Source organism: Blautia sp. ZXY-1-C6, assembly GCF_056339875.1.
This window is the reverse complement of the sequence record NZ_JBWJVQ010000171.1, coordinates 15,180-39,000: the sequence shown is the minus strand read 5'-3', so window position 1 is coordinate 39,000 and position 23,821 is coordinate 15,180. Positions and strand designations below refer to the sequence as shown.

24 protein-coding genes and 2 pseudogenes are annotated in these 23,821 nt (G+C 42.8%); 21 read left to right on the top strand and 5 right to left on the bottom strand.

What is annotated here, in order from left to right; genetic code table 11:
• The 3 genes and pseudogenes from AC075J_RS08850 to AC075J_RS08840 form a co-directional block, all read right to left on the bottom strand.
• Window positions 1-323: pseudogene (locus AC075J_RS08850) on the bottom strand (macro domain-containing protein); the annotation flags it as partial.
• Between the two features lie 26 nt (window positions 324-349).
• Window positions 350-979 carry a hypothetical protein gene (locus tag AC075J_RS08845; protein ID WP_476390249.1) on the bottom strand — a complete coding sequence of 210 codons (630 nt, stop codon included), beginning with the start codon at window positions 977-979 and terminating at the stop codon, window positions 350-352.
• Window positions 969-2,246, bottom strand: a complete 1,278-nt coding sequence (locus AC075J_RS08840) for an AAA family ATPase (RefSeq protein ID WP_476390248.1) — start codon at window positions 2,244-2,246, stop codon at window positions 969-971. Before AC075J_RS08840 ends, AC075J_RS08845 begins: the two co-directional genes overlap by 11 nt.
• A 587-nt stretch (window positions 2,247-2,833) precedes the next feature.
• Between AC075J_RS08840 and AC075J_RS08835 the strand changes: the two genes are divergently transcribed.
• The 17 genes and pseudogenes from AC075J_RS08835 to AC075J_RS08755 all read left to right on the top strand — a co-directional run bounded on the left by AC075J_RS08835 (window position 2,834) and on the right by AC075J_RS08755 (window position 18,345).
• A complete protein-coding gene (locus AC075J_RS08835; protein WP_117761147.1) occupies window positions 2,834-3,721 on the top strand; it encodes a hypothetical protein in 888 nt (295 codons plus the stop codon).
• A gap of 156 nt (window positions 3,722-3,877) precedes the next feature.
• Entirely contained in the window at window positions 3,878-4,192 is a 315-nt protein-coding gene (locus tag AC075J_RS08830; RefSeq protein WP_002578441.1) for a YdcP family protein, read from the top strand.
• A gap of 21 nt (window positions 4,193-4,213) precedes the next feature.
• On the top strand, window positions 4,214-4,591 hold the full coding sequence (locus AC075J_RS08825) for a YdcP family protein (RefSeq protein WP_118770851.1): 378 nt from the start codon (window positions 4,214-4,216) through the stop codon (window positions 4,589-4,591).
• 35 nt (window positions 4,592-4,626) lie between these two features.
• Window positions 4,627-6,025, top strand: a pseudogene (locus AC075J_RS08820) (FtsK/SpoIIIE domain-containing protein).
• A gap of 151 nt (window positions 6,026-6,176) precedes the next feature.
• A complete protein-coding gene (gene mobT / locus AC075J_RS08815; RefSeq protein WP_118770902.1) occupies window positions 6,177-7,400 on the top strand; it encodes a MobT family relaxase in 1,224 nt (407 codons plus the stop codon).
• 51 nt (window positions 7,401-7,451) lie between these two features.
• Complete coding sequence (locus tag AC075J_RS08810) at window positions 7,452-7,673, top strand: hypothetical protein (RefSeq protein WP_002570387.1); 222 nt, start codon at window positions 7,452-7,454, stop codon at window positions 7,671-7,673.
• A gap of 187 nt (window positions 7,674-7,860) precedes the next feature.
• Window positions 7,861-8,367, top strand: a complete 507-nt coding sequence (locus AC075J_RS08805) for a superinfection exclusion B family protein (protein ID WP_011861920.1) — start codon at window positions 7,861-7,863, stop codon at window positions 8,365-8,367.
• A gap of 73 nt (window positions 8,368-8,440) precedes the next feature.
• A complete protein-coding gene (locus AC075J_RS08800; protein WP_117761233.1) occupies window positions 8,441-8,935 on the top strand; it encodes an antirestriction protein ArdA in 495 nt (164 codons plus the stop codon).
• A gap of 25 nt (window positions 8,936-8,960) precedes the next feature.
• Complete coding sequence (locus tag AC075J_RS08795; RefSeq protein WP_180958843.1) at window positions 8,961-9,449, top strand: antirestriction protein ArdA; 489 nt, start codon at window positions 8,961-8,963, stop codon at window positions 9,447-9,449.
• A 90-nt stretch (window positions 9,450-9,539) separates the two neighbouring features.
• On the top strand, window positions 9,540-9,932 hold the full coding sequence (locus tag AC075J_RS08790) for a conjugal transfer protein (protein ID WP_005427021.1): 393 nt from the start codon (window positions 9,540-9,542) through the stop codon (window positions 9,930-9,932).
• A complete protein-coding gene (tcpF, locus tag AC075J_RS08785) occupies window positions 9,916-12,369 on the top strand; it encodes a conjugal transfer ATPase TcpF (protein WP_476390247.1) in 2,454 nt (817 codons plus the stop codon). Before AC075J_RS08790 ends, tcpF begins: the two co-directional genes overlap by 17 nt.
• Window positions 12,366-14,753 carry a CD3337/EF1877 family mobilome membrane protein gene (locus AC075J_RS08780; RefSeq protein WP_476390246.1) on the top strand — a complete coding sequence of 796 codons (2,388 nt, stop codon included), beginning with the start codon at window positions 12,366-12,368 and terminating at the stop codon, window positions 14,751-14,753. The genes tcpF and AC075J_RS08780 overlap by 4 nt, the downstream gene beginning before the upstream one ends.
• Complete coding sequence (locus AC075J_RS08775) at window positions 14,750-15,754, top strand: bifunctional lytic transglycosylase/C40 family peptidase (protein WP_476390245.1); 1,005 nt, start codon at window positions 14,750-14,752, stop codon at window positions 15,752-15,754. The genes AC075J_RS08780 and AC075J_RS08775 overlap by 4 nt, the downstream gene beginning before the upstream one ends.
• Window positions 15,755-15,770: 16 nt before the next feature.
• Window positions 15,771-16,679, top strand: a complete 909-nt coding sequence (locus AC075J_RS08770) for a conjugal transfer protein (protein ID WP_118762957.1) — start codon at window positions 15,771-15,773, stop codon at window positions 16,677-16,679.
• A 72-nt stretch (window positions 16,680-16,751) separates the two neighbouring features.
• Complete coding sequence (locus AC075J_RS08765; protein WP_117761134.1) at window positions 16,752-17,330, top strand: TetR/AcrR family transcriptional regulator; 579 nt, start codon at window positions 16,752-16,754, stop codon at window positions 17,328-17,330.
• A 21-nt stretch (window positions 17,331-17,351) separates the two neighbouring features.
• The gene (locus AC075J_RS08760; RefSeq protein WP_117761132.1) at window positions 17,352-18,116 is read left to right on the top strand and encodes a nucleoside phosphorylase; all 765 of its coding nucleotides are present in this window, start codon (window positions 17,352-17,354) and stop codon (window positions 18,114-18,116) included.
• Window positions 18,117-18,168: 52 nt separating this feature from the next.
• Window positions 18,169-18,345, top strand: coding sequence for a cysteine-rich KTR domain-containing protein (locus AC075J_RS08755; RefSeq protein ID WP_476390244.1), 177 nt, complete (start codon window positions 18,169-18,171; stop codon window positions 18,343-18,345).
• A gap of 86 nt (window positions 18,346-18,431) precedes the next feature.
• On the opposite strand, the gene AC075J_RS08750 is transcribed toward AC075J_RS08755, so the two are convergent.
• Window positions 18,432-18,788, bottom strand: coding sequence for a helix-turn-helix domain-containing protein (locus tag AC075J_RS08750; RefSeq protein WP_103900081.1), 357 nt, complete (start codon window positions 18,786-18,788; stop codon window positions 18,432-18,434).
• Window positions 18,789-19,382: 594 nt separating this feature from the next.
• Between AC075J_RS08750 and AC075J_RS08745 the strand changes: the two genes are divergently transcribed.
• The 4 genes from AC075J_RS08745 to AC075J_RS08730 all read left to right on the top strand — a co-directional run bounded on the left by AC075J_RS08745 (window position 19,383) and on the right by AC075J_RS08730 (window position 22,037).
• Window positions 19,383-19,805 carry an RNA polymerase sigma factor gene (locus AC075J_RS08745; RefSeq protein ID WP_476390243.1) on the top strand — a complete coding sequence of 141 codons (423 nt, stop codon included), beginning with the start codon at window positions 19,383-19,385 and terminating at the stop codon, window positions 19,803-19,805.
• Window positions 19,802-20,041: a helix-turn-helix domain-containing protein gene (locus AC075J_RS08740; RefSeq protein ID WP_117761128.1), complete on the top strand. Its 240-nt coding sequence runs from the start codon at window positions 19,802-19,804 to the stop codon at window positions 20,039-20,041. The genes AC075J_RS08745 and AC075J_RS08740 overlap by 4 nt, the downstream gene beginning before the upstream one ends.
• A gap of 574 nt (window positions 20,042-20,615) precedes the next feature.
• Window positions 20,616-20,810, top strand: a complete 195-nt coding sequence (locus AC075J_RS08735; RefSeq protein WP_011861908.1) for a DUF3173 domain-containing protein — start codon at window positions 20,616-20,618, stop codon at window positions 20,808-20,810.
• Window positions 20,811-20,846: 36 nt separating this feature from the next.
• Window positions 20,847-22,037: a site-specific integrase gene (locus AC075J_RS08730; protein WP_336302999.1), complete on the top strand. Its 1,191-nt coding sequence runs from the start codon at window positions 20,847-20,849 to the stop codon at window positions 22,035-22,037.
• Window positions 22,038-22,112: 75 nt separating this feature from the next.
• On the opposite strand, the gene guaA is transcribed toward AC075J_RS08730, so the two are convergent.
• Window positions 22,113-23,690, bottom strand: a complete 1,578-nt coding sequence (guaA, locus tag AC075J_RS08725) for a glutamine-hydrolyzing GMP synthase (protein ID WP_008705330.1) — start codon at window positions 23,688-23,690, stop codon at window positions 22,113-22,115.
• Between the last annotated feature and the right edge of the window lie 131 nt (window positions 23,691-23,821).

Sequence of the window (23,821 nt, the reverse complement as noted above, 5' to 3'; positions counted from 1 at the left end):
ACAAATAACTTTTCTTCCTTGTTCCTTTTGTCAAACCCATCTTTCATAATATCAGAATAACATACTTTTATTTTCCCAGATGGACTTTCCCAAATTGTCTTTGTTCTCTTAAAAATACACGTCCATAGAATTGCAAGTATGAGCGCAAGCACACATAATAATATTATTATCACACATTTATATTGTGTTGACGTAATGCGTATATCATCCCAAGTCCAAAACAAAAAGAAAAGCGATAATATACTTGCAAATGTACCAATATACTTAATCCACGTTTTACCTATGAACTCCAAATTTTGTTTTATCACATTTACTTTGTTCATAATATAACTTTTGTACTCTCCTTATACTACTCTATTTGTTCATTAATCTTCTCAATCCACCCACTGTCATCACTCTCAAACAGCTTTATGAACTTTCCAAAATTACTGCTACCAGTAACAGAATCATCTGAATCCAAATCTTTCACTCGTCGACTCATATCTTTATAATTCTCCACAGTAACGTATTCCATAACCTCTTCAATCTGGTCTGCTCTTCCTTTGTAATTTTCAACTCTGGTATATTTTTTAATCAAAGGAGCGTTTACCGGTTTAGCAGGAGATTTCAAATTTTCATCTGTCCAATGCTTAGATATAATCTGCATCGTACAAGGATTACCAAACATAATCACTTCATTCGCTGCACTATCCACACCATGAAACTCATTAATTTTACGTTTAATGTCCTCATACTGCTCATGTGGTTTCTTTTCCGTATCACAGAACACCAGCACAAGTTTATCTGCTCCATTTTGATATCGATCCTGATACCTCGCCGGGATATTTCCATTTCCACCGGCATTTACCAATGAAATATCATATTGCTCGTTCCATACTTTTAAATTTTTTAATCGATTCAGATACTCATATTCCTCATTACCTTCACAGATAATACAAATTTTATGGTTATCAAAAAACCTAGGGAGCTTATTTGGCATCGGCATCATCCCCCTTTACACCGCTTTTAATGCTAAGCAAAGAGTTAATCAATTCTGGATCAGGTAAAGCGCCAAGTGCACCTTTCCTATATTTTTCCATAACATCTGTCGTATCTCTCACTCCCTGCTGTGCAGTAAAATCAGCAAGAGAATATACATACACACCTTCTTCATCCTTATGAACAAACCAAATCTGCTCCTTTCGGAACATTCTCTTGCAATCCATAAGATTTATATCATGTACTGTAAATATCATCTGTGCACTTGTATTCAATTCATTATTAAACATAGCAACAATTGCCCTGGTAAGCTTAAAATGAATACTGCTATCCAACTCATCCACGACTAAAATCCTGCCTTGTTCAAGTGCTTCAATTACATAGCTGGCAATAGCTGCAATCTTCTTTGTTCCTGTGGAGTCAAACATCATACTTGGCACATGGACTCCCTTATAAGTAGAAACCAATCTGATTTGATCCATAATGTTCTCTGGAATATCAAGCACTTTCTCATCTGGCTTCTCGTCACCTTCACCAGTTTTCAGCTGTATCTTATCCATATCCACATATTCAAAATTATCCATATATAAGTCAGCATTTTTTATGAACTCAACAACCTTTTGCTGTAACTGATTCTTATTCTTCATAAGTTCAATCGTGTGCTGCATAGGTATGTTATTCATATTGATGATATCAATTTTTTCTGCAAATCCGACAAGAATCTGCTTCATCTCATTGATATGTTCGAATTTACTTGTATCTACCACATAGCATAGCAAATTATTCTTCGATACAACTGAAATCATATTCTGAACAGATTCATCAATACACTCATATATTTCACTAACAGTATCTTTTTTTAACCAACAAACTTCCTTTTCGTTGTTGTACTGATCTTTAAATATCTCCAAAAATGACTCATATATATATTCTTCTTTTTCTGCATCATACTTAAAATCATAAGAAAACTTTCTTCCAGATGCCATAAATGTAACACCTAACTCGCATACATCACTATCAGTAAATATATTTGGCATTAGTCCATTCTTCTTATTTAAAAGTACATTTCTTATTGCCCTAATGCACTTGATTAGACATGTTTTACCAGCATTGTTTGGTCCATATATTCCTACCGTTTTAAGGACATTAAAATTATTCTCTTTGTGAACATTTGCTTCAAATTTTTTATTTCGCATATCTGCTTTCATCGAAAATGTAATGTCATCCTCAAATGCATAACAGTTTTTTGCTCTTATCTCTATAATCATGGCTCATTCCTCCAAGTCACTTTTCTTCTTTACTTATCATTATTATATCATTAATTATTTTTTATGCAACTTTTTTTCACAAAAAATATAATTTAGAGATTAATTAAACTTAACATAGCAAAAAGGACAGCCTCCCAGCAGCCCTCTACATCACACATACTCTCAAAAAATCTAATTTTCAAAAAACTGCAAGCATTTTGCAAGCACAAAAAACGGGAAGCCGCATAAATACTGGCTTCCCGCTGTTTTTACCTTACTCAAATTCCAGACAGACAGTATGCCATATAAGTGAAAATCATTGATTTTAAGGCATTTTCAGGAACTATCAACCACTAAAATCTATATGAAAAAAAATAAAAAATGCAATAAAAATGCAATCGAAGTACATCCAGATTTATAGTATAAACCAGCAAACCTCAATATCTTTCCTTTATAGACGTTCAGAAATGAGCGTCTATTTTTCCTTTAAAACATACTGGTACTAAACTTAGAATTATAAAATATATTTTAGGATTATTTTTAAAAACAATTTTCACTTTTCAAAAAAATGGTATAATATTTTATAATTTAAGATTAGGAGGCACTGTATGCAACAAAATTTATTTTTTCCTGTATATAAACAGTTAGAAAAAGAGTTAAACGAATTAAGCTATTTTATAACCTTTGACAAGAAACAGTTAAAAACTTATTCAATTAAAATTTCCGAATTACTTTTAAGAACAGTTTCTGAAATAGAAAACATATCTAAAGAGTTGTGCAAACGTGAAAAAATTAAATTCTATGATAAAAATAAACATATACGCAAAGTGGTATATTTTAACGACTATTTTGAAAAACTTGAACACATATTTCTTTTATCAAAAAAATATGTGTCGTTTGACCTAGATAACTGTAATGAAAATATATTTGATGTTAAGCTTGTTCCGTTTAACAAAGATAAAACATATACGTTAAACGGAAAGACTAAAAGTATCTGGTCTTGGTATTATGCCTATAATAAAATAAAACATGATAGAGTAAAATTTTTTAGATATGCAAATTTAGAATGTTTAATTAAGGCTTTAGCTGCCTTATTTCTACTCAATATTTATTATTTAAACAAAACATTCTATTCAAAAACTTCCTATGATACAGATTATATACTCGAAAAAATAGAAGGATTTTCAAAAATATTTTCCGTAGATTATACAATAGCAATACCTGATGATGAAAGAATCTCACCAAATTTAAAAGATACTTTTTTTAACCCTATTGAATTTTTTAGAATAGGTCGTGAATCATCAACATACTTATTGTATTCTGATTATGTAATTAGAACTTCTTCTGACGAAGCTGCTGATATGTTAGATAAATTAGAAGGAAGCGTTCACATATTTAATTCCGAAACTCACACCTTTAGAAAAAAATATGACAATTATCAATATACAGAACATACAACTCAATGTAAATTAGTTGCAAAACTAAATAGGGAATAGACGTTCAAAACTGAGCGTCTATTTTTTTACCCTAAAACCAGAAAGGATGTGATACCACGAAGAAATCACCACCGCCGGAGCGTTCCCCTCCGCTTCCAGACCAGAACCCGAAAACAACCATCAAACACAACATTCAGAAAGGACAGGTACATCTATATGGAATTAAAATTCGTTATCCCCAACATGGAAAAAACATTCGGCAACTTGGAGTTTGCCGGAGAAGACAAAACAGAACAGAGAAGAATCAACGGACGCATGGCGGTACTCTCCCGCAGCTTCAATCTGTATTCAGACGTACAGAGGGCGGATGATATTGTGGTTATCCTCCCTGCCGAAGCCGGAGAAAAACATTTTGACTTTGAGGAACGTGTGAAGCTCGTCAATCCCCGTATCACCGCAGAGGGCTATAAAATCGGCACAAGGGGCTTTACCAACTACATTTTGCACGCTGACGATATGGTAAAAGCGTAAGGAAAAGGAGGACATCAGACTATGAGATTAGCAAACGGAATCGTGATTGACAAGGAAGCAACATTCGGGGCATTGAAATTTTCTGCCCTCCGCCGTGAGGTTCACCTCCAGAATGAAGACGGCTCGGTATCAGAAGAAATCAAGGAGCGTACCTATGACTTAAAATCCAGAGGACAGGGACGTATGATTCAGGTTTCCATCCCTGCCAGCGTGCCGTTAAAGGAGTTCGATTACAACGCAGAGGTAGAACTTATCAGTCCTGTGGCAGATACCGTGGCAACGGCTACCTTTCAGGGAGCAGAGGTGGACTGGTACATCAAGGCAGAGGATATTGTCCTGAAAAAAGGGGCTGCCATGAATCCGCAGACGCCGAAGAAAGACGTTCCCCCTGTAAAATAACAGGAACATAAAAAAATGAAAGGAGGATTGTTCCCATGAAACAGCTTTTCCCCCGTGGAAAACGTATCCGTCCCACGGATAAAGACCTTGTGTCCCATACTGCCCTTGCCGCCCTGTTCCCTGTCTTCCTGCTGGTTGTCCTGCTGTTTCATACAGGGCAGATTGCCGGAACCAACTGGCAGGAAGTGTCCCTTTCCCAGATATTACAGGATGTAAACATCCCTTACCTGTTATTTAGTATGGGCATGGCAGGGTCGGTGTGTCTTACAGCCGTTCTTCTGTTCTGGCGATACCGCAGGGATGAAGTAAAGCAGCTCATCCACCGCCAAAAGCTGGCAAGGATGGTATTGGAAAACAAGTGGTATGAATCGGAACAGAGAAAGGAAGACGCTTTTTTCAAGGGCTTGTCTTCTAGCCGTTCCAAAGAAAACCATCACTTACTTTCCCAAAATCTACTACCGGATGAAACAGGGCTTGCTCCATATCCGTGTAGAAATCACCTTGGGAAAATATCAGGAACAGCTCTTAAACTTGGAGAAAAAGCTGGAAAGCGGCTTGTACTGTGAGCTGACGGATAAGGAATTAAAGGATTCCTATGTGGAGTACACCCTGCTCTATGACACCATTGCCAACCGTATCTCCATTGAGGACGTGCAGGCAAAGGACGGCAGGCTCCAGCTTATGGAAAATGTCTGGTGGGAGTATGACAAGCTCCCCCATATGCTCATTGCCGGAGGAACCGGCGGCGGAAAGACCTACTTCATCCTGACCCTCATTGAAGCCCTGCTCCGCACCAACGCCGTCCTGTTCGTGTTAGACCCAAAGAACGCCGACCTTGCGGATTTACAGACGGTTATGCCGGATGTGTATTACAAAAAGGAAGATATGCTCGCCTGCATTGACCGTTTCTATGAAAAAATGATGAAACGCAGTGAAGACATGAAGCTCATGGAGAATTACCGGACAGGGGAAAACTACGCTTACTTGGGACTTCCGGCACATTTCCTTATCTTTGATGAATATGTGGCATTTATGGAAATGCTCGGCACAAAGGAAAACGCCGCCGTCCTCAACAAATTAAAGCAAATCGTTATGCTCGGGCGGCAGGCAGGCTTCTTCCTGATTCTCGCCTGCCAGCGTCCGGACGCAAAGTATCTGGGGGATGGAATCCGTGACCAGTTTAATTTCCGTGTGGCTCTGGGGCGGATGTCGGAAATGGGCTATGGGATGATGTTCGGGGAAACCACAAAGGACTTCTTTCTAAAGCAGATAAAAGGGCGTGGCTATGTGGATGTGGGAACCAGCGTTATCTCGGAGTTTTACACGCCTCTTGTACCAAAAGGACACGATTTCCTCAAAGAAATTAAAAAGCTCATAGACAGCAGGCAGGGAGTGCAGGCGGCGTGCAAAGCGAAAGCCGCAGAAACGGACTGACCTGCTGTGGCTGGTGTGCCGCAAGGCACGCCAGCATAAACCCCTCGTATCTAACAGAGGGGTACAAATCGACAGACAACAATCAAACAACAGGGCAGAATCCCACGGTACACAAGGGATTTTCCCATATCCGGCGTATGTCAACAAGGCTCTGAAAGTTGACATACGCTTTTTTAGACAGGAGGGATTTTCACTGAATGAAGAAACATGGGTACGGGACATCAAAGAGAAACGGGAAATTTATGGTATCTCACAACAGAAACTTGCGTTAGCTGCCGGAATCACCCGTCCGTACCTGAGCGATATTGAAACAGGCAAGGCTCACCCATCCGAAGCATTACAGGAAACCATCACGGAAGCTCTGGAACGCTTCAATCCAGACGCTCCCCTTGAAATGCTCTTTGACTATGTGCGGATTCGCTTCCCCACTACGGATGTAAAACATATCGTGGAAGACGTGCTGCGGCTAAAACTTCCCTACTTTATCCATGAAGACTACGGCTTCTACTCTTACACAGAGCATTACTATCTGGGGGATATTTTCGTTCTGGTATCACCGGAACTGGAAAAAGGGGTGTTGCTGGAACTGAAAGGGCGTGGCTGCCGCCAGTTTGAAAGCTATCTGCTGGCACAGGAACGGAGCTGGTATGAGTTTTTCATGGATGTTCTCATGGAAGACGGCGTGATGAAGCGGCTTGACCTCTCCATCAATGACAAAACGGGAATCCTGAACATTCCCCATCTGACAGAGAAGTGCCGGAATGAGGAATGTATCTCGGTCTTCCGCAGCTTCAAAAGCTACCGCAGCGGCGAACTGGTACGGCGTGGGGAAAAAGAATGTATGGGGAACACCCTGTATATCGGCTCCCTCCAAAGTGAGGTGTACTTCTGCATTTATGAAAAGGACTATGAGCAGTACAAAAAGCACGATATTCCCATTGCGGACGCAGAGGTAAAGAACCGCTTTGAAATCCGGCTGAAAAATGAGCGTGCCTTTTACGCCATCCGTGACCTGTTAGAACATGACAATCCAGAACGGACAGCCTTTCAAATCATCAACCGCTATGTCCGGTTCGTGGACAGGGACGATACAAAGCCCCGTTCTGACTGGCGTATCAATGAGGAATGGGCGTGGTTTATCGGGGAACACAGAGGAATCCTGAAACTGACAACCAAACCGGAACCCTATTCCTTTGAACGCACCCTGCACTGGCTCTCCCATCAGGTAGCCCCCACGTTAAAGCTGGCTCTCCGTCTGGATAAGATGAACCATACCCAGATTGTCCATGACATCATCACCCATGCAAGGCTGACGGAGAAGCACGAAAAAATCCTGAAGCAGCAAGCCGCCGCTGCAAAGGAGGTGGTGCTTTAACGGCGGCAATCTTGGAACCTAAGAACTCTTACAGGAAAGAAAGGAGCTTTTATGAATTTCGGACAAAATCTTTACAACTGGTTTTTATCCAACGCCCAGTCCCTTGTGCTGCTGGCAATCGTGGTGATTGGACTGTACCTCGGATTTAAGAGGGAATTTTCCAAACTTATCGGTTTTCTGGTAGTTTCCCTTGTAGCGGTTGGGCTGGTCTTCAATGCGGACGGTGTAAAGGACATCTTACTGGAACTGTTCAATAAGATTATCGGTGCATAGAAAAACCCATTTTACACTTCCGTTATGGAGCAAGCTCTGATTGCTTCATGGCGGAAGTCCACTAGGGGCTTGGGGAGCGTAACTCCCCAAAAGAAAGAAGATGTAATATGATAGCGTATGATAATTGAGATAAACTAAGAATGGTGGTATAATTTCTTTATATAGTAATTGAAAGTGGAGGAAATGTATGAAGGATTTTATTGATTTTTTGAAATTACCACCGAACATTTTAGGAGCTTTATCTATTGCCAGTGGTACATTATTATTATTGCCTCAAAAGTTAGCCCAAAAGTTTTATATTATAAATTTTCGAGAAAAATATGGTTTTACAATAGGCATTGTTTTTGTGATTTCCACAGCCTTACTAATAGTTTTATTACTATCTAAAATTTTTCATTTCTTTTATGACAAGTATGCTTCAAAGAGATTAGGAACTGCTCAGATTAAATATTTGAAAAATATGACACCAGAACAGGTGACAATCATTCGGGAGTTTTTACGTGAACCAACTCACACCCTGCCATTACCCATGAACAATGGATTAGTAATAGAACTTCAACATTTACAAATATTAACCCCTGCCGGACAAACTCATTTAGTAAGTATGTTAGACCCACAAATCAATTATTTTTTACAACCTTGGGTAATTAAAAAAATCAATAGTGATGAAGAATTAAAGCGAATATTTTATTAGAAAAATGGCAACTGACAAACAAAGTTAGTTGCCATTTTTTGTTCTAAGAAAGGACGTGATACAGATTGAGGAAATGAGAATCTACATCCTGAACACCACACGGTTTTACCATGAGGATTTTGAGGAATACCCTGGGGCATGGTTTTCCTGTCCTGTGGATTTTGAAGAAATCAGGGAACGTCTTGGGGTTCAGAGTGAGAAAGAAATCGAAATTGAAGACTATGAGCTGCCGTTTCCATTGGAGGGCAACACAAGGCTCTGGGAAATCAACGCCCTTTGCCGGATGGTACAGGAAATGCAGGGAACGCCCCTCTATTATGAAATGGATATGGTACAAAAGCGGTGGTTTCCCAGCTTTACGGAATTTATCGACCACAAAGACCAGATACGCTATTATCCGGTACAGGACGGGGAATCCCTCGCCCGTTATCTGGTACAGGAGGTTCAGGTATTCGGAGAAGTACATCCAGACCTGTTGAACCATATCGACTACGCTGCCATTGGTCGGGAACTGGAAACCAGCGAAAACTACCTGTTTACGGACAATGGTATCTTTTTTTACCGCTAAAAGGAGGTGGAGGAACTTGGAAGAAATGCGGATTTACATTGCCAACTTAGGCAAATACAATGAGGGCGAACTGGTAGGGGCATGGTTCACGCCACCTGTGGATTTTGAGGAAGTCAAGGAACGTATCGGTTTGAATGATGAGTATGAGGAATACGCCATCCATGATTATGAGCTGCCCTTTGAGATTGACGAATATACCCCCATTGAGGAAGTCAACCGCCTGTGTGAAATGGTGGAGGACTTACCGGAGTACATTCAGGAGGAACTATCAGAGCTGCAATCCTATTTTGGCAGTATCGAAGAACTCTGTGAGCATGAAGACGATATTATCTGCCATTCTGGCTGTGACGATATGGCGGATGTGGCTCGCTACTATCTGGAAGAAAGCGGACAGCTCGGAGAACTTCCGGCACACTTACAAAACTATATCGACTATGCCGCCTATGGGCGTGACATGGAATTGGAGGGAACCTTTGTTGTCACGAACCACGGCGTATATGAAATCTTACGGTAGACCCGTCTGTATCTCCTTGAGAAATGCAGGCGGATTTTTTGATTCAGGGGCGGCTTTTGCTGCCCTCATCTTTTAGAAAGGACGGACAACATGAAGAAAATACGAAGCTATACCAGTATCTGGTCGGTGGAAAAGGTACTCTATTCCATCAATGATTTTAAGCTGCCATTCCCCATCACGTTCACACAGATGGCGTGGTTCGTGGTATCGGTATTTGCAGTGATGCTCTTGGGGAACCTCCCTCCCCTTTCGTTTATTGACGGGGCATTTTTGAAATATTTCGGCGTACCCTTTGCCCTCACTTGGTTCATGTGCCAGAAGACCTTTGACGGGAAGAAGCCTTACGGCTTCCTGAAATCCGTACTGGCATATCTGGTACGCCCGAAACTGACCTATGCAGGAAAGCCCGTGAAGCTGGAAAAGGAATATCCGGCACAGCCCATCACGGCAGTAAGGAGTGATATTTATGGCATATCCGATTAAATATATCGAAAATAACCTTGTGTTCAACCATGACGGGGAGTGCTTCGCTTACTATGAGCTGCTTCCCTACAACTATTCCTTTTTAAGCCCTGAACAGAAATATCAGGTACACGATTCGTTCCGGCAGCTTATCGCCCAGAACAGGGACGGGAAGATTCACGCCCTGCAAATCAGCACCGAATCCAGCATACGGGCAGCACAGGAACGCTCCAAACAGGAAGTAACAGGCAAGTTAAAAGATATTGCCTGTGCAAAGATTGACACACAGACCGAAGCCCTGATTTCCATGATAGGGGAAAATCAGGTGGACTACCGCTTTTTTATCGGCTTCAAGCTGCTTGTCAATGAGCAGGAAGTCACCATGAAGCAGTTTCGCAGGGAAGCAAAGACCGCCGTTTCCGATTTCCTCCATGAAGTCAACCACAAACTCATGGGGGATTTTGTTTCCATGAGCAATGAAGAAATCTGGCGGTTTCAGAAGATGGAAAAGCTGCTGGAAAGTAAAATCTCACGCCGCTTCAAAGTCCGGCGGCTTAACAAGGACGATTTTGGCTATCTGATTGAGCATTTATACGGGCAGACCGGAACCGCCTACGAAGATTATGAGTATTATCTTCCGAAGAAACGGTTTCAGGAGGAAACGCTGGTGAAATACTATGACCTCATCAAACCCACCCGTTGTCTGATAGAGGAAAACCAGCGGTATCTGAAAATCGAACAGGAAGACGGGACAGTTTATGCCGCCTACTTTACCATCAACAGCATTGTAGGGGAACTGGACTTCCCATCCTCGGAAATCTTTTACTATCAGCAGCAGCAATTCACTTTTCCCATTGATACCTCTATGAATGTGGAGATTGTGACAAACCGGAAAGCCCTCTCCACGGTGCGGAACAAGAAAAAAGAACTGAAAGATTTGGACAACCACGCATGGCAGAATGACAGTGAAACCAGTACAAACGTGGTGGACGCTTTAGACAGCGTAAATGAGCTGGAATCCACCTTAGACCAGAGCAAGGAATCTATGTATAAGCTGTCCTATGTGGTGCGTGTGACGGCTCCCGACTTGGAGGAACTGAAACGCCGCTGCAATGAGGTGAAAGATTTTTATGACGATTTGAACGTGAAGCTGGTTCGCCCCTTTGGGGATATGCTGGGGCTGCATGGGGAATTTCTTCCTGCCAGCAAACGGTATCTGAACGATTATATCCAGTATGTCACCAGTGACTTCCTTGCTGGTCTTGGCTTCGGGGCAACCCAGATGTTAGGGGAACCGGAGGGCATTTATATCGGGTACAGCCTTGATACAGGAAGAAACGTGTACTTAAAGCCTGCCCTTGCCAGCCAAGGGGTAAAAGGCTCCGTCACCAACGCCCTTGCTGCCGCTTTTGTAGGCTCCCTCGGTGGTGGAAAATCATTCAGCAACAACATGATTGTCTATTATTCCGTATTATTTGGGGCACAGGCACTCATTGTTGACCCGAAAGCAGAACGGGGACAGTGGAAAGAAACCCTGCCGGAAATCGCCCATGAAATCAATATCGTAAACCTGACCTCAGAGGAACAGAACAGGGGCTTGCTCGACCCGTATGTGATTATAGAGAACCCAAAGGATTCCGAATCACTGGCAATCGACATCCTGACTTTTTTAACGGGCATTTCCAGCCGTGACGGGGAGAAATTTCCTGTTCTTCGGAAAGCCATCCGTGCGGTGACAAACAGTGAGGAACGGGGGCTTTTCAAGGTGATTGAGGAACTACGGGCGGAGGGAACCACCATCAGCACCAGCATAGCCGACCATATCGAATCCTTTACGGACTATGACTTTGCACACCTGCTCTTTTCGGATGGGGATGTCACACAGTCCATCAGCCTTGAAAAGCAGCTCAACATCATTCAGGTAGCGGATTTGGTGCTGCCGGATAAGGAAACCTCGTTTGAAGAATACACCACAATGGAACTGCTTTCCGTGGCAATGCTCATTGTAATCAGCACCTTTGCCCTCGACTTCATCCATACCGACCGCAGCGTGTTTAAGATTGTGGATTTGGATGAAGCATGGAGCTTCTTACAGGTGGCACAGGGCAAGACCCTCTCTATGAAGCTGGTTCGTGCCGGACGTGCCATGAACGCAGGCGTTTACTTTGTCACCCAGAACACGGACGATTTACTGGATGAAAAGCTGAAAAACAATCTGGGCTTAAAGTTTGCGTTCCGTTCCACGGACATCAACGAAATCAAGAAGACCCTCGCCTTTTTCGGGGTGGATTCCGAAGATGAAAACAACCAGAAACGGCTCCGTGACTTGGAAAACGGACAGTGCCTTATCAGTGATTTGTACGGGCGTGTGGGAGTGATACAGTTCCACCCTATCTTTGAAGACCTGTTCCATGCCTTTGACACCAGACCGCCTGTTAGAAAAGAGGTGGAGGAATGAAGATAAGAAAGCCCATCCAGCAGGGGACAGCCTTTGTCCCTTGCCGGACAAAGGGAAAAACCTCCCTGAAAAAAATCGGGAGCATGGCAGGAAAAGTGATTGGCAGAGTGCTTCTGGCACTCCTGCTCATCCTCCTGCTGCTTGCAGTCTTCGGCACAGCCGCCCACGCTGCCGGACTGGTTGATGATACGGTGGGCGCTGCCAACGAATACAGCAAATATCCTCTGGACAACTACCAGCTTGATTTTTATGTGGACAGCGGATGGGACTGGCTCCCGTGGAACTGGCTGGACGGTATTGGAAAACAGGTGATGTACGGGCTGTATGCCATCACAAATTTTATCTGGACAATCAGCCTGTACCTTTCCAACGCCACGGGCTATCTGATTCAGGAAGCCTACTCGCTGGACTTCATTTCCTCTACGGCGGATTCCATTGGGAAAAATATGCAGACCTTGGCAGGCGTTACCACAGGCGGCTTGTCCTCGGAGGGATTTTATATCGGGTTCCTGCTGATTCTCATTCTGGTGGTGGGGCTTTACGTTGCCTACACAGGGCTTATCAAACGGGAAACCACAAAAGCCATCCATGCCGTTGTGAATTTCGTGGTGGTGTTCGTGCTGTCCGCTGCCTTTATCGCTTATGCTCCTGATTATATCGGGAAAATCAATGAATTTTCCGCAGACATCAGCAATGCCAGCCTGACCCTTGGTACAAAGATTGTGCTGCCGAACTCGGAAAGCCAGGGAAAAGACAGCGTGGATTTGATACGGGACAGCCTGTTTTCCATTCAGGTCAAACAGCCGTGGCTCCTGCTACAATATGGCAACTCGGATGTGGAAAGCCTTGGGGCTGACCGTGTGGAACGCCTGCTCTCAACCAGTCCAGACGAAAACAACGGGCAGGACAGGGAAGAAATCGTAGCGGAGGAAATCGAAGACAGGGAAAATACCAACCTTACCATCACAAAGACCATCAACCGCTTGGGAACCGTATTCTTCCTGTTCATGTTCAATATCGGTATCTCCATTTTTGTATTCCTGCTCACGGGGATAATGATTTTTTCACAGGTACTTTTTATCATCTACGCCATGTTCCTGCCTGTGAGCTTCCTCCTTAGCATGGTTCCCTCTTTTGAGGGGATGTCAAAACGTGCCATTACAAAGCTGTTCAATACCATCCTTACCAGAGCCGGAATCACCCTGATTATCACGGTAGCGTTCAGCATTTCCACCATGCTCTACAACCTGTCTGGGGAATACCCGTTCTTCCTGACGGCGTTCTTGCAGATAGTGACCTTTGCCGGAATTTATTTCAAGCTGGGGGATTTGATGGGGATGTTCTCCTTACAGAGTGGGGATTCCCAAAGCATGGGGAGCCGTATCATGCGAAGACCCCGTATGCTCATGCACGCCCATATGCACCGTTTACAGCATAAGTTAGGACGTTCTGTGGCGGCTCTTGGGGCTGGTACGGCTGCCTACCATGCAGGAAAACAGGCTGGCTCAGACCAGAGAACTGCTTCCAGCTCCGGCTCTTCCAAACGGACGCAGGCAGACCACAGCAGACCAGACGGACAGGCAGCACCGGAAAAGGAATCCGCATGGAAACGGGCTGGCTCTGCGGTAGGTGCGGTGGCAGATACCAAAGATAAGATAGCCGATACTGCCGGACAGCTTCGGGAGCAGGCAAAGGATTTGCCTGTCAATGCAAAGTACGCCCTTTACCACGGGAAAACACAGGTATCAGAGGGAGTACGGGATTTTACTTCCAGCGTGACCCAGACCCGAACTGCCAGAGCCGAACAGCGGAACGCACAGGCAGAACGCCGCAGACAGACCATTGCAGAACGCAGGGCGGAACTGGAACAGGCAAAACAGCCGCAACAGACAGCTTCCGAATTCCCCAAAGGGGCGGCTCCCGTCCATGAACGCCCTGTTACTGCAAAGCAGCCGGAAGATTTCCGACATCATGTAGATACCACTCATACAGGAAAACCAGCCATGCAGCCAGTTTCCCCATCCATCAGGGAACGGGGACAGGTTCCTTATGGGGGAACTGTGTCAGAACGGGCTTCGGTTCCGGTGGTAAAGGCAGCTTCCATCCACCATGAACAGATACCGCCTGTAAGGGCAGAACGCCAGATAGTCCCTCCGACTTCCCCAGACAAATCAGATGAAAAACAAAAGACAACTACTACACCTGCTGCTCCCCGTCCGGCAAGACCTTTCCAGAACGATACGGCTCCTGTGATACCGGAAAGAAAACGGGCTGCCCCTGTGGTAAAAGAATCGAACTTTACCATCCGGCGTACCACCGCCAGAAAGGAGTGGACAAAAACGGTAACAGCGGCTGCCAAACAGAAGAAAGGGGAGAAACCATGAAGTTAAGACACCTTTTCTTTGCCTGTTCCGGCGTGTTCGTGATGATGTTCTCCCTGCTCCTTTTGGTGGTGATTGTCTTCTCGGATGAGGAAGACGGCGGAAGCGGCGGAAACCTTATCTATGGGGGCGTGAGCGTATCACAGGAAGTCCTCGCCCATAAGCCTATGCTGGAAAAGTATGCAAGGGAATATGGCATAGAGGAATACTTAAATGTGCTGCTCGCCATCATTCAGGTGGAATCCGGCGGCATGCTGGAAGACGTTATGCAGTCCTCGGAATCTCTGGGGCTTCCCCCGAACTCCCTGAGTACAGAGGAATCCATCAAACAGGGCTGCAAGTATTTCTCGGAACTGCTCGCAGCGGCAGAAACAAAGAGCTGTGACTTAAACAGCGTGATTCAATCCTATAATTACGGCGGCGGTTTCCTAGACTATGTGGCAGGACACGGGAAAAAATACACCTTTGAACTGGCAGAGAGCTTCGCAAGGGACAAATCCGGCGGAAAGAAAGTCACCTACACCAACCCTGTTGCGGTAGAGAAAAACGGGGGCTGGCGGTATTCCTATGGAAATATGTTCTATGTCCTATTGGTATCGCAATATCTGACCGTGGCACAGTTTGATGATGAAACGATGCAGTCTATCATGGAGGAAGCCTTAAAGTATGAGGGCTGGACATATGTGTATGGGGGCGATTCCCCCTCCACTTCCTTTGACTGTTCGGGACTGGTGCAGTGGTGCTATGGCAAGGCAGGAATCAACCTGCCACGGACAGCACAGGAACAGTACAATGTGACGCAGCACATCCCCCTGTCCGAAGCAAAAGCAGGGGATTTAGTCTTTTTCCACTCCACCTACAACGCCGGAACCTACATCACCCATGTGGGGCTGTATGTGGGAAATAACCGGATGTACCATGCCGGAAATCCCATTGGTTACGCAGACCTGACAGGCTCCTACTGGCAACAGCACCTTGCCGGAGCCGGACGAATCAAACAATAAGAAAGGATGAACCGATATGATTCAGATTAGAAAAGAGGAAAACCAGAAAAAGCAGAAAGAAAAGAAACTGAAAGTCTACAAAGTCAATACCCATAAAAAAACCGTGATTGCCCTGTGGGTGCTGCTGGCAGTGAGCTTCCTGTTTGCCGTCTATAAGAATTTCACGGCAATAGACATTCATACTGTCCATGAAACCAAAGTAATTGAGGAAACCATCCTCGACACCCACAAGATAGAGAATTTTGTGGAGAATTTCGCAGAAGTCTACTATTCATGGGAACAGTCCGCTGCTTCCATTGATAACCGGACAAATGCTTTAAAAGGGTATCTTACCGGAGAACTGCAAGCCCTGAATGTAGATACTGTCCGAAAGGACATCCCCGTATCGTCTGCCCTGACCGATTTTCAGATATGGGAAATCACAGAAGAAAAGGAGCAGCATTATCAAGTGACCTATACGGTGGAACAGCGTATCACAGAGGGAGAATCCAGTAAAACCGTCCGTTCCGCCTATCAGGTAACGGTCTATGTGGACGGCTCTGGAAACCTGACGATTATCCAAAACCCAACCATCACCAGCGTTCCCGTAAAATCCGGCTACACCCCAAAAGCAGTACAAAGTGACGGTACGGTGGATTCCATCACCACGGAGGAAATCAACGAATTTCTCACTACCTTTTTCAAGCTGTACCCTACGGCAACCGCAAAGGAGCTGACCTATTATGTAAATGAGGGTGTGCTGAAACCTGTGGGAAAAGAGTATATTTTCTCGGAACTGGTAAATCCGGTCTACAACCGAAACGGAAATCAGGTGACCGCTTCCCTTGCAGTAAAATATCTGGACAACCAGACCATGACAACACAGGTATCGCAGTTTGACCTTGTGCTGGAAAAGAACGGAGAAAACTGGAAGATTGTGAAATAGCTCTTGACTTTGCGACATAAATGTCGCATAATTATCAAAAGGGACATATGTGTCGCAAAGGAGGTTATAGTAGTGAGTGCTAAAGGCGATAAGACCAAAGAACTTATTTGTTCAGAAGCATACAAATTATTTGCAGAAAAGGGATTTAAAGAAGTCACAATGAAAGATATATGTGAAAAAACCGGACTTAGTCGAGGTGGTCTTTATAGACACTATTCAAGTACCGAAGAAATTTTTTCTCATATCATTAACTCTCTTATGCAAACACAAGAAAATGAAGTTTTAAACAAAATCGAAAGTCTAGTTCCTGCTAAACAAATTCTATTAGAACTATTAAATCGCTATCAAATAGAAATGTTAGATAGTAGTAATTGTTTAACTTTAGCAATTTATGAATTTTTTAGTACTTTACAGCGTAAAGGCAATGAAAGTCTGCTATATGAGCAATATTTATTAAGTAAAAAGACTTGGGAATCTTTAATTGCTTATGGAATAAAAACAAAAGAATTTAACGAAGTAAATGCCGAAGCTATTATTGATATAATTATATTTTCTTATCAAGGAGTACGGCTGTATAGCAACCTTATGCTTATAAGTCCTCAAATACCCGAAAACATCTTGTATATTATAAAAAATATTCTTTTAAAATAATTTGGAAAGGATGTGTAGAATATGGATACTACTATTTTTCAGAAATTCTATGAAGAAAAAACAGCGTTAATCAATCCCACAGATTGTACAAAGCCCATTGATAATTTCCCCGAAGTATGTATTTCCACATTTTCCAAAAACATTATTGATAAATTTATCTCTTTGAACTCCGTTCAAAAAATTGCAGAATTATATACAGCAAATGGAGTAAATCCGGTATATAAAATCAATTATAAAGGAAAAGAAATAGCTTTTTATTTATCATTAGTTGGTGCGTCTGCTTGTGTATCTGGCTTAGAGGAAATTATTGCATTAGGAGCAAAAAAAATTATTCTTTTTGGAAGTTGTGGTATTTTAAATGATTCCGTAAAAGATAAAATCATTATCCCCACCTCTGCGGTTAGAGATGAGGGAACAAGCTATCACTATATTCCTGCAAATCAGGAATTATCAGTAAACCCAGAATACATAAATACATTAATTTCATGTTTAGACAAGTATAACTGCCCTTATATAACAGGAAAAAGTTGGACTACTGATGGAATATATAGAGAAACTTTAGGTATTATCAATGACCGAAAAGCTCAAGGCTGTATTACTGTTGAATTAGAATTTTCAGCAGCTTTAGCTGTTTGTACATTTAGGAATATTCCTTTTCTTCAATTTTTATATGGAGCTGATTGTTTAGATAATGATACTTGGGATATTAGAGATTTGTGTGAATATGGGCTAAGTAAAGCAGAAAAACTTATGTTCCTAGCCTTAGAATGTGGCATCGCTTTATAAATAACACTCTTTCAATTCTATTTTCAGCTATTCCATAAGGCAGGTGATTTTTATGGCAGAACAACAAATATGGGTACTTTGTCCTGTCTGTAACAACAAGACACGAACTAAAATACGCAAAGACACGGAACTGGTAAATTTCCCTCTCTTTTGTCCAAAATGCAAAAGAGAAAATTTAGTGACAATAAAAAACGGAATTACAACCATTATCAAAGAGCCAGACGCCTAGACGCAGAGCCGATAATTTATAAGCTATATAGCTTATAGACTATCGGCTCATTTTAATTTCAATCTTATTCTTGCAGGCAATAGAAGTTATTTATCTTCCATTTCCTTGTATTTGACAATACCATCCGCAACGCTTTCCATGATAACAAGGTCTGCGTCTGTAAAATTGTCAATTTTGCTTTCAAGCTGTCTTCGTCTGCTACTTTTTGCCAGACTATCAGAGGATAAAAAGAACTCATCCACTGATACATTCAGCAGAGATACAAGGTCGTACAGCACCTGTAAACTGGGGTGCTGCCCTTTATTCTCAATATTGGTTAAATAGCGTGGGTCAATCTCAATCATTGCTCCCACCTGTTCACGGGTCAAACCCTGTTTTTTACGGGCTTCTTTTATGGCAAGCCCAAACGCCCTGAAATCATATTTATCTTCTTTTTTACGCATAATACACCACCTCTGTACATTTTACTGTTCCTGTTGTAATAGCGACAGGTATAAAAAAACGTATTATATAGTCGTACAGTTCCTATTATGCGTATTAAAGATAAAACTATGTTGCCGAAACGGAAATAAAAAAAACCGTTATTTGGCAGCATACTTTCCCTGCGTCAAAAATCACATCATCTTTTCCAGACGACGGTTTAACAAAAGCCGCCGTCTTTTTTTGCATGAAATATAGATGATTTTTAAAGTCTACTACTTTATACAGACAGCGGCTTACAGGAGGAAGCCGCTATGCAAAATATTTTCTTAAATATATCTACATTCGGTAAACCGTTAAAAAAAGCCATCCACCTACACTAGAAAAGTCTGACCATCAATGTGGTTTTTCAGAATACATAGAAAGAACTATCGAAGCACACAAGCAGAAATATCGTCTGTTTGCGTGCTTTTTTAGTTGGAAGAAAAAGTTTTTAAATTTTTCTTCTCAAAACGCAACTGCACCCCCTGTCCTGTCGGGACTAAGAGCGAAAAGGGGGAAAGAAGCAGAGATTCCTATCAACTCGCTCCCTTTCAAGGCTGGAAAGGGGGTGAGCAATGATGAAGCCATCTGAATTTCAGACAACCATAGAGAACCAGTTTGATTACATCTGTAAAGTCGCTATGGAGGATGAACGCAAAGACTATCTCAAAGCGTTGTCCAGACAGTGTAAACGGGAAACCCTGTTCTGTGATATGGACGATTACACCGTCAATCTGTTTTCTTCCGAAGACACCTATCCATCCCACTTCCATACTTTTGAAATGGATGGATTTACTGTCCGCATTGAAAACAACCTGTTAGCAGAAGCATTAGAAAATCTGGATGGAAAGAAACGTAACGTTATCCTGAGATATTATTTTCTTGGATTTGACGATACGGAGATTTCAAAAATTCTGGAAGTCAACCGTTCTACCATACAGAGAAGAAGACACGCCGGACTGGAATTTATCAAAAAATTTATGGAGGAAGAAGCATGACAGCAAAGCACCCTATGATTCCGTTTCCTGTGATTGTAAGGGCTGCGGATGGTGACATTGAAGCAGTCAACCAGATTGTACGCCATTACAGCGGTTTTATTGCCAGCCGTTCCATGCGTCCCATGAAAGACGAATACGGGAATACCCACATGGTTGTAGATGAAACCCTACGCCGCCGGATGGAAACACGTCTGATTGCAAAGATTTTATCTTTTGAAATCAGGGAACCCAACTAGAAATAACGCTCTCCTGTGGAAGCATGGACAAGCTCATGCTTCCCAGACAGAGCTTGCCAGTCTATTAAAGTGCATTATCACCAGTGCACTTTAACAGGCTGACAAAGCCGGATTGTTCCTTGAAAAAGAAAGCGTCTAATCAACGCAGCATAAAGCAGCCGAATACGTTTCGATAGAAAGAGAGCCGTTGGGCTGGCACGCCGTGACCCACCAAAGGAGGGATGAAACCGGATAGCGATTCCTGCCAGCGTTCCATAAGCAGCTTACCGCAAAAGCTGCCGCCATGACCTTTCTATCGTGATAATGATACTTCCGTACAGCTTTAGTCTGTGTGATGATGTAGCACCGCTGACAAAGGGTACGGCTGGATGAGAACCATGCAGGGGTGAGATTCCCATGAGCTTTAGCGAAAGCTGTTCGGCTTGCTTATATACTATTTTGAATTATAATTTTTCATTCAAAATCAAATAACTATTTGCAGGAAATACAATCTTAATATTACTTTTGCCATAAAATCTGATATAATATAGACAGATATTGAGGGTTCCATATCTGGTCTATGGAAAGGAGGAACATGATTACAGTAACAAAAAAAGACTTAATAGAACTGGGTTATGGGACTTCATTCGCAGCAGACATCATAAGAGAAGCAAAGAAACTTATGATTTCAAAAGGGCATACCTACTATCAGTCACGCAAACTGGACAGGGTTCCCAGAGAAGCTGTGGAAGAATTGCTAGGGATTACTTTTACTGATAAATCAAACTGATTGTACTTCTTGCACATTTATGTAAGGAGTGAAATCATGGCAAAAGACCCTATTAAGAAAGCAGAAAACGGAACTTATTATTTTAGAGCAAACTTAGGTTTTCATCCGATTACCGGAAAACAGATTCAGAAATACAAAAGCGGATTCAAGACAAAAAAGGAAGCTAGAGAAGCATATTCAAAGCTTATGCTGACATCCACAGAGGAATTAACGGAAAAGAAACAGCAGCTATCCTTTCAACAGTTCATTGAAGAAACTTACCTGCCTTGGTATAAAACACAGGTAAAGGAAAGTACCTATCTGAACCGCCGTTCTACCATTCAGAAGCATTTTTCATACTTTTACAAAATGACGGTGGATGAGATAGAACCCATTAACGTCCAGAACTGGCAGCTTGAACTCGCAAAAGAATTTAGTCCAAACTATATCCGTATTGTACAGGGTATGCTCTCCATTGCCTTTGACAGAGCAGTTGTTCTCGGTCTTGCAAAGAAAAATCCGTCACGAATGATAGGAAACATCAAGAGCAAGAAAACAAAAGTGGATTTTTGGACACTGGATGAATTTCAAAAGGTAATTTCCCTGCTCTACAAGGGCGATTATTACGAACATTACCTTTTCATCTCATACTGGCTCCTGTTTATGACCGGAATGAGAATCGGAGAAGCCGCAGCCCTGCAATGGTCGGACATCAACTTTGAAACCGGACTTTTAAGTATAACGAAAACGCTGTACTATAAAACAATGGATGAATACAAATTTGTGGAACCAAAGACACAAGCCAGTATTCGCACTATCTATATTGACACAGATACCATTAAAGAATTAAAAGCATGGCAGGAAGTACAGCAAAAGGTTTTAAAGGGCTGCGACCTTGTACTAAGCTATAATGGGATTCCCACCAGTAAGCACACCCTCCCACGGGCATTAGAAAAGCTTGCTGGATTGGCAGGCGTACACCGTATCAAAATTCATGCACTCAGACATTCCCATGCTTCCCTGCTCATCAGTATGGGAGAAAATCCTTTATTGATTAAAGAACGTCTGGGGCATGAAAAGATACAGACCACGTTAGGAACCTATGGACATTTATATCCCAACACCAACGTGGAAGTTGCCAAAAAATTAACTGGCGTTCTCACTTATACTCCGGCAACAACCAGTGTTGCCGATTACACCAGCAATCAGCATACAGCAATCTATCACAGAACAGTTGAAGAAAAATAATGCAATGAAAATGCAATCCTATAAAGGAAAAGCTGTAAAACCCTTGTAAACAAAGGCTTTACAGCTCAGCTTCAACTATTCAAACTCAATCGTACCCGGTGGCTTGCTGGTCAGGTCATAGAATACGCGGTTAACGCCCTTAACTTCGTTAATAATGCGGTTCATAACCTTATTCAGTACTGCATACGGAATCTCAGCAGATTCAGCTGTCATGAAGTCGATGGTCTTCACTGCGCGGAGCGCTACAGCGTAATCATAAGTTCTGAAGTCACCCATAACGCCTACACTTCGCATATTTGTCAGTGCTGCAAAGTACTGGTTCGGCATCCATGAAGGATCTTCACCATGTTCTTTCTTATACTCAGCTGCAGCATTGTCTACCTCTTCACGATAAATGAAATCTGCATCCTGTACAATACGAACCTTCTCTGCAGTAACTTCACCGATAATACGGATTCCAAGTCCCGGTCCCGGGAATGGCTGACGGAATACCAGTCTCTCCGGAATTCCAAGCTCCAGACCTGCTTTACGAACCTCATCCTTGAAAAGGTCGCGGAGCGGTTCGATGATTTCCTTGAAATCAACGAAATCCGGAAGTCCGCCTACATTGTGGTGAGATTTGATCACTGCGGACTCTCCGCCCAGACCACTCTCTACAACGTCCGGATAAATAGTTCCCTGTGCCAGGAAATCTACCGCACCAATCTTCTTGGCCTCTTCTTCAAAAATACGGATAAATTCTTCACCGATGATCTTACGTTTTGCTTCAGGCTCTGTAACACCTGCCAGCTTGTCATAATATCTCTGCTGTGCATTGACGCGAATAAAGTTCAGGTCAAACTGACCGTTTGGTCCGAATACACCCTCAACCTCATCTCCCTCATCTTTACGAAGAAGACCATGATCTACAAATACACAGGTAAGCTGCTTGCCGATTGCTCTGGAAAGAAGTCCTGCTGCAACGGAAGAGTCAACACCACCTGACAGGGCAAGGAGAACTTTTCCATCCCCGACCTTCTCGCGGATTTCTCTGATAGTGTGCTCAACAAAGGCATCCATTTTCCAGTCTCCGGCACATCCGCATACACCAAGTACGAAGTTGGAAAGCATCTTCTTTCCTTCTACTGTATGAAGCACTTCCGGATGGAACTGGATCGCATACAGCTTCTTCTCCTCATTCTGTGCAGTTGCTACCGGACAGTCTGCTGTGTGAGCAGCAATCTCAAATCCTGGTGCAACCTGGGAAATGTAATCTGTGTGGCTCATCCAGCAGATTGTTTTATCAGATACGTCTTTGAAGATTTTGGAATCTGTCTTATCTACCAGAACCTCTGTCTTTCCATATTCGCTCACATCTGCTTTCTCAACTTTTCCGCCCAGAACATGCATCATAAGCTGTGCGCCATAGCAAAGTCCCAGAACAGGAATACCAAGCTCAAATAATTCTTTATTGCATGTAGGTGAATCTGCCTCATAGCAGCTGTTCGGACCACCGGTAAGGATGATTCCCTTAGGATTCATTGCCTTGATTTTCTCAAGATCGGTCTTGTATGAATAGATTTCGCAGTATACGTTACATTCTCTCACACGTCTGGCAACCAGCTGATTGTACTGACCGCCGAAATCCAGTACGACGACTGTTTCTCTTTTCATGTTTTCCTCCTTGTTTCTCATTATTTGTAACTGTAAAGATATTGAACCGTTACCATTGAATTTTATTATAAATTACAGTTCGGATTTTTACAATGCTTATTTTCAGTTTTCCACCTTGTGTTTTCTTCCTA

Coding starts and splice junctions, on each gene's coding strand:
- AC075J_RS08845 (WP_476390249.1), bottom strand. CDS start 979: ATGCCAAATAAGCTCCCTAGGTTTTTTGATAACCATAAAATTTGTATT.
- AC075J_RS08840 (WP_476390248.1), bottom strand. CDS start 2,246: ATGATTATAGAGATAAGAGCAAAAAACTGTTATGCATTTGAGGATGAC.
- AC075J_RS08835 (WP_117761147.1), top strand. CDS start 2,834: ATGCAACAAAATTTATTTTTTCCTGTATATAAACAGTTAGAAAAAGAG.
- AC075J_RS08830 (WP_002578441.1), top strand. CDS start 3,878: ATGGAATTAAAATTCGTTATCCCCAACATGGAAAAAACATTCGGCAAC.
- AC075J_RS08825 (WP_118770851.1), top strand. CDS start 4,214: ATGAGATTAGCAAACGGAATCGTGATTGACAAGGAAGCAACATTCGGG.
- AC075J_RS08810 (WP_002570387.1), top strand. CDS start 7,452: ATGAATTTCGGACAAAATCTTTACAACTGGTTTTTATCCAACGCCCAG.
- AC075J_RS08805 (WP_011861920.1), top strand. CDS start 7,861: ATGAAGGATTTTATTGATTTTTTGAAATTACCACCGAACATTTTAGGA.
- AC075J_RS08800 (WP_117761233.1), top strand. CDS start 8,441: ATGAGAATCTACATCCTGAACACCACACGGTTTTACCATGAGGATTTT.
- AC075J_RS08795 (WP_180958843.1), top strand. CDS start 8,961: ATGCGGATTTACATTGCCAACTTAGGCAAATACAATGAGGGCGAACTG.
- AC075J_RS08790 (WP_005427021.1), top strand. CDS start 9,540: ATGAAGAAAATACGAAGCTATACCAGTATCTGGTCGGTGGAAAAGGTA.
- tcpF (WP_476390247.1), top strand. CDS start 9,916: ATGGCATATCCGATTAAATATATCGAAAATAACCTTGTGTTCAACCAT.
- AC075J_RS08780 (WP_476390246.1), top strand. CDS start 12,366: ATGAAGATAAGAAAGCCCATCCAGCAGGGGACAGCCTTTGTCCCTTGC.
- AC075J_RS08775 (WP_476390245.1), top strand. CDS start 14,750: ATGAAGTTAAGACACCTTTTCTTTGCCTGTTCCGGCGTGTTCGTGATG.
- AC075J_RS08770 (WP_118762957.1), top strand. CDS start 15,771: ATGATTCAGATTAGAAAAGAGGAAAACCAGAAAAAGCAGAAAGAAAAG.
- AC075J_RS08760 (WP_117761132.1), top strand. CDS start 17,352: ATGGATACTACTATTTTTCAGAAATTCTATGAAGAAAAAACAGCGTTA.
- AC075J_RS08755 (WP_476390244.1), top strand. CDS start 18,169: ATGGCAGAACAACAAATATGGGTACTTTGTCCTGTCTGTAACAACAAG.
- AC075J_RS08750 (WP_103900081.1), bottom strand. CDS start 18,788: ATGCGTAAAAAAGAAGATAAATATGATTTCAGGGCGTTTGGGCTTGCC.
- AC075J_RS08745 (WP_476390243.1), top strand. CDS start 19,383: ATGATGAAGCCATCTGAATTTCAGACAACCATAGAGAACCAGTTTGAT.
- AC075J_RS08740 (WP_117761128.1), top strand. CDS start 19,802: ATGACAGCAAAGCACCCTATGATTCCGTTTCCTGTGATTGTAAGGGCT.
- AC075J_RS08735 (WP_011861908.1), top strand. CDS start 20,616: ATGATTACAGTAACAAAAAAAGACTTAATAGAACTGGGTTATGGGACT.
- AC075J_RS08730 (WP_336302999.1), top strand. CDS start 20,847: ATGGCAAAAGACCCTATTAAGAAAGCAGAAAACGGAACTTATTATTTT.
- guaA (WP_008705330.1), bottom strand. CDS start 23,690: ATGAAAAGAGAAACAGTCGTCGTACTGGATTTCGGCGGTCAGTACAAT.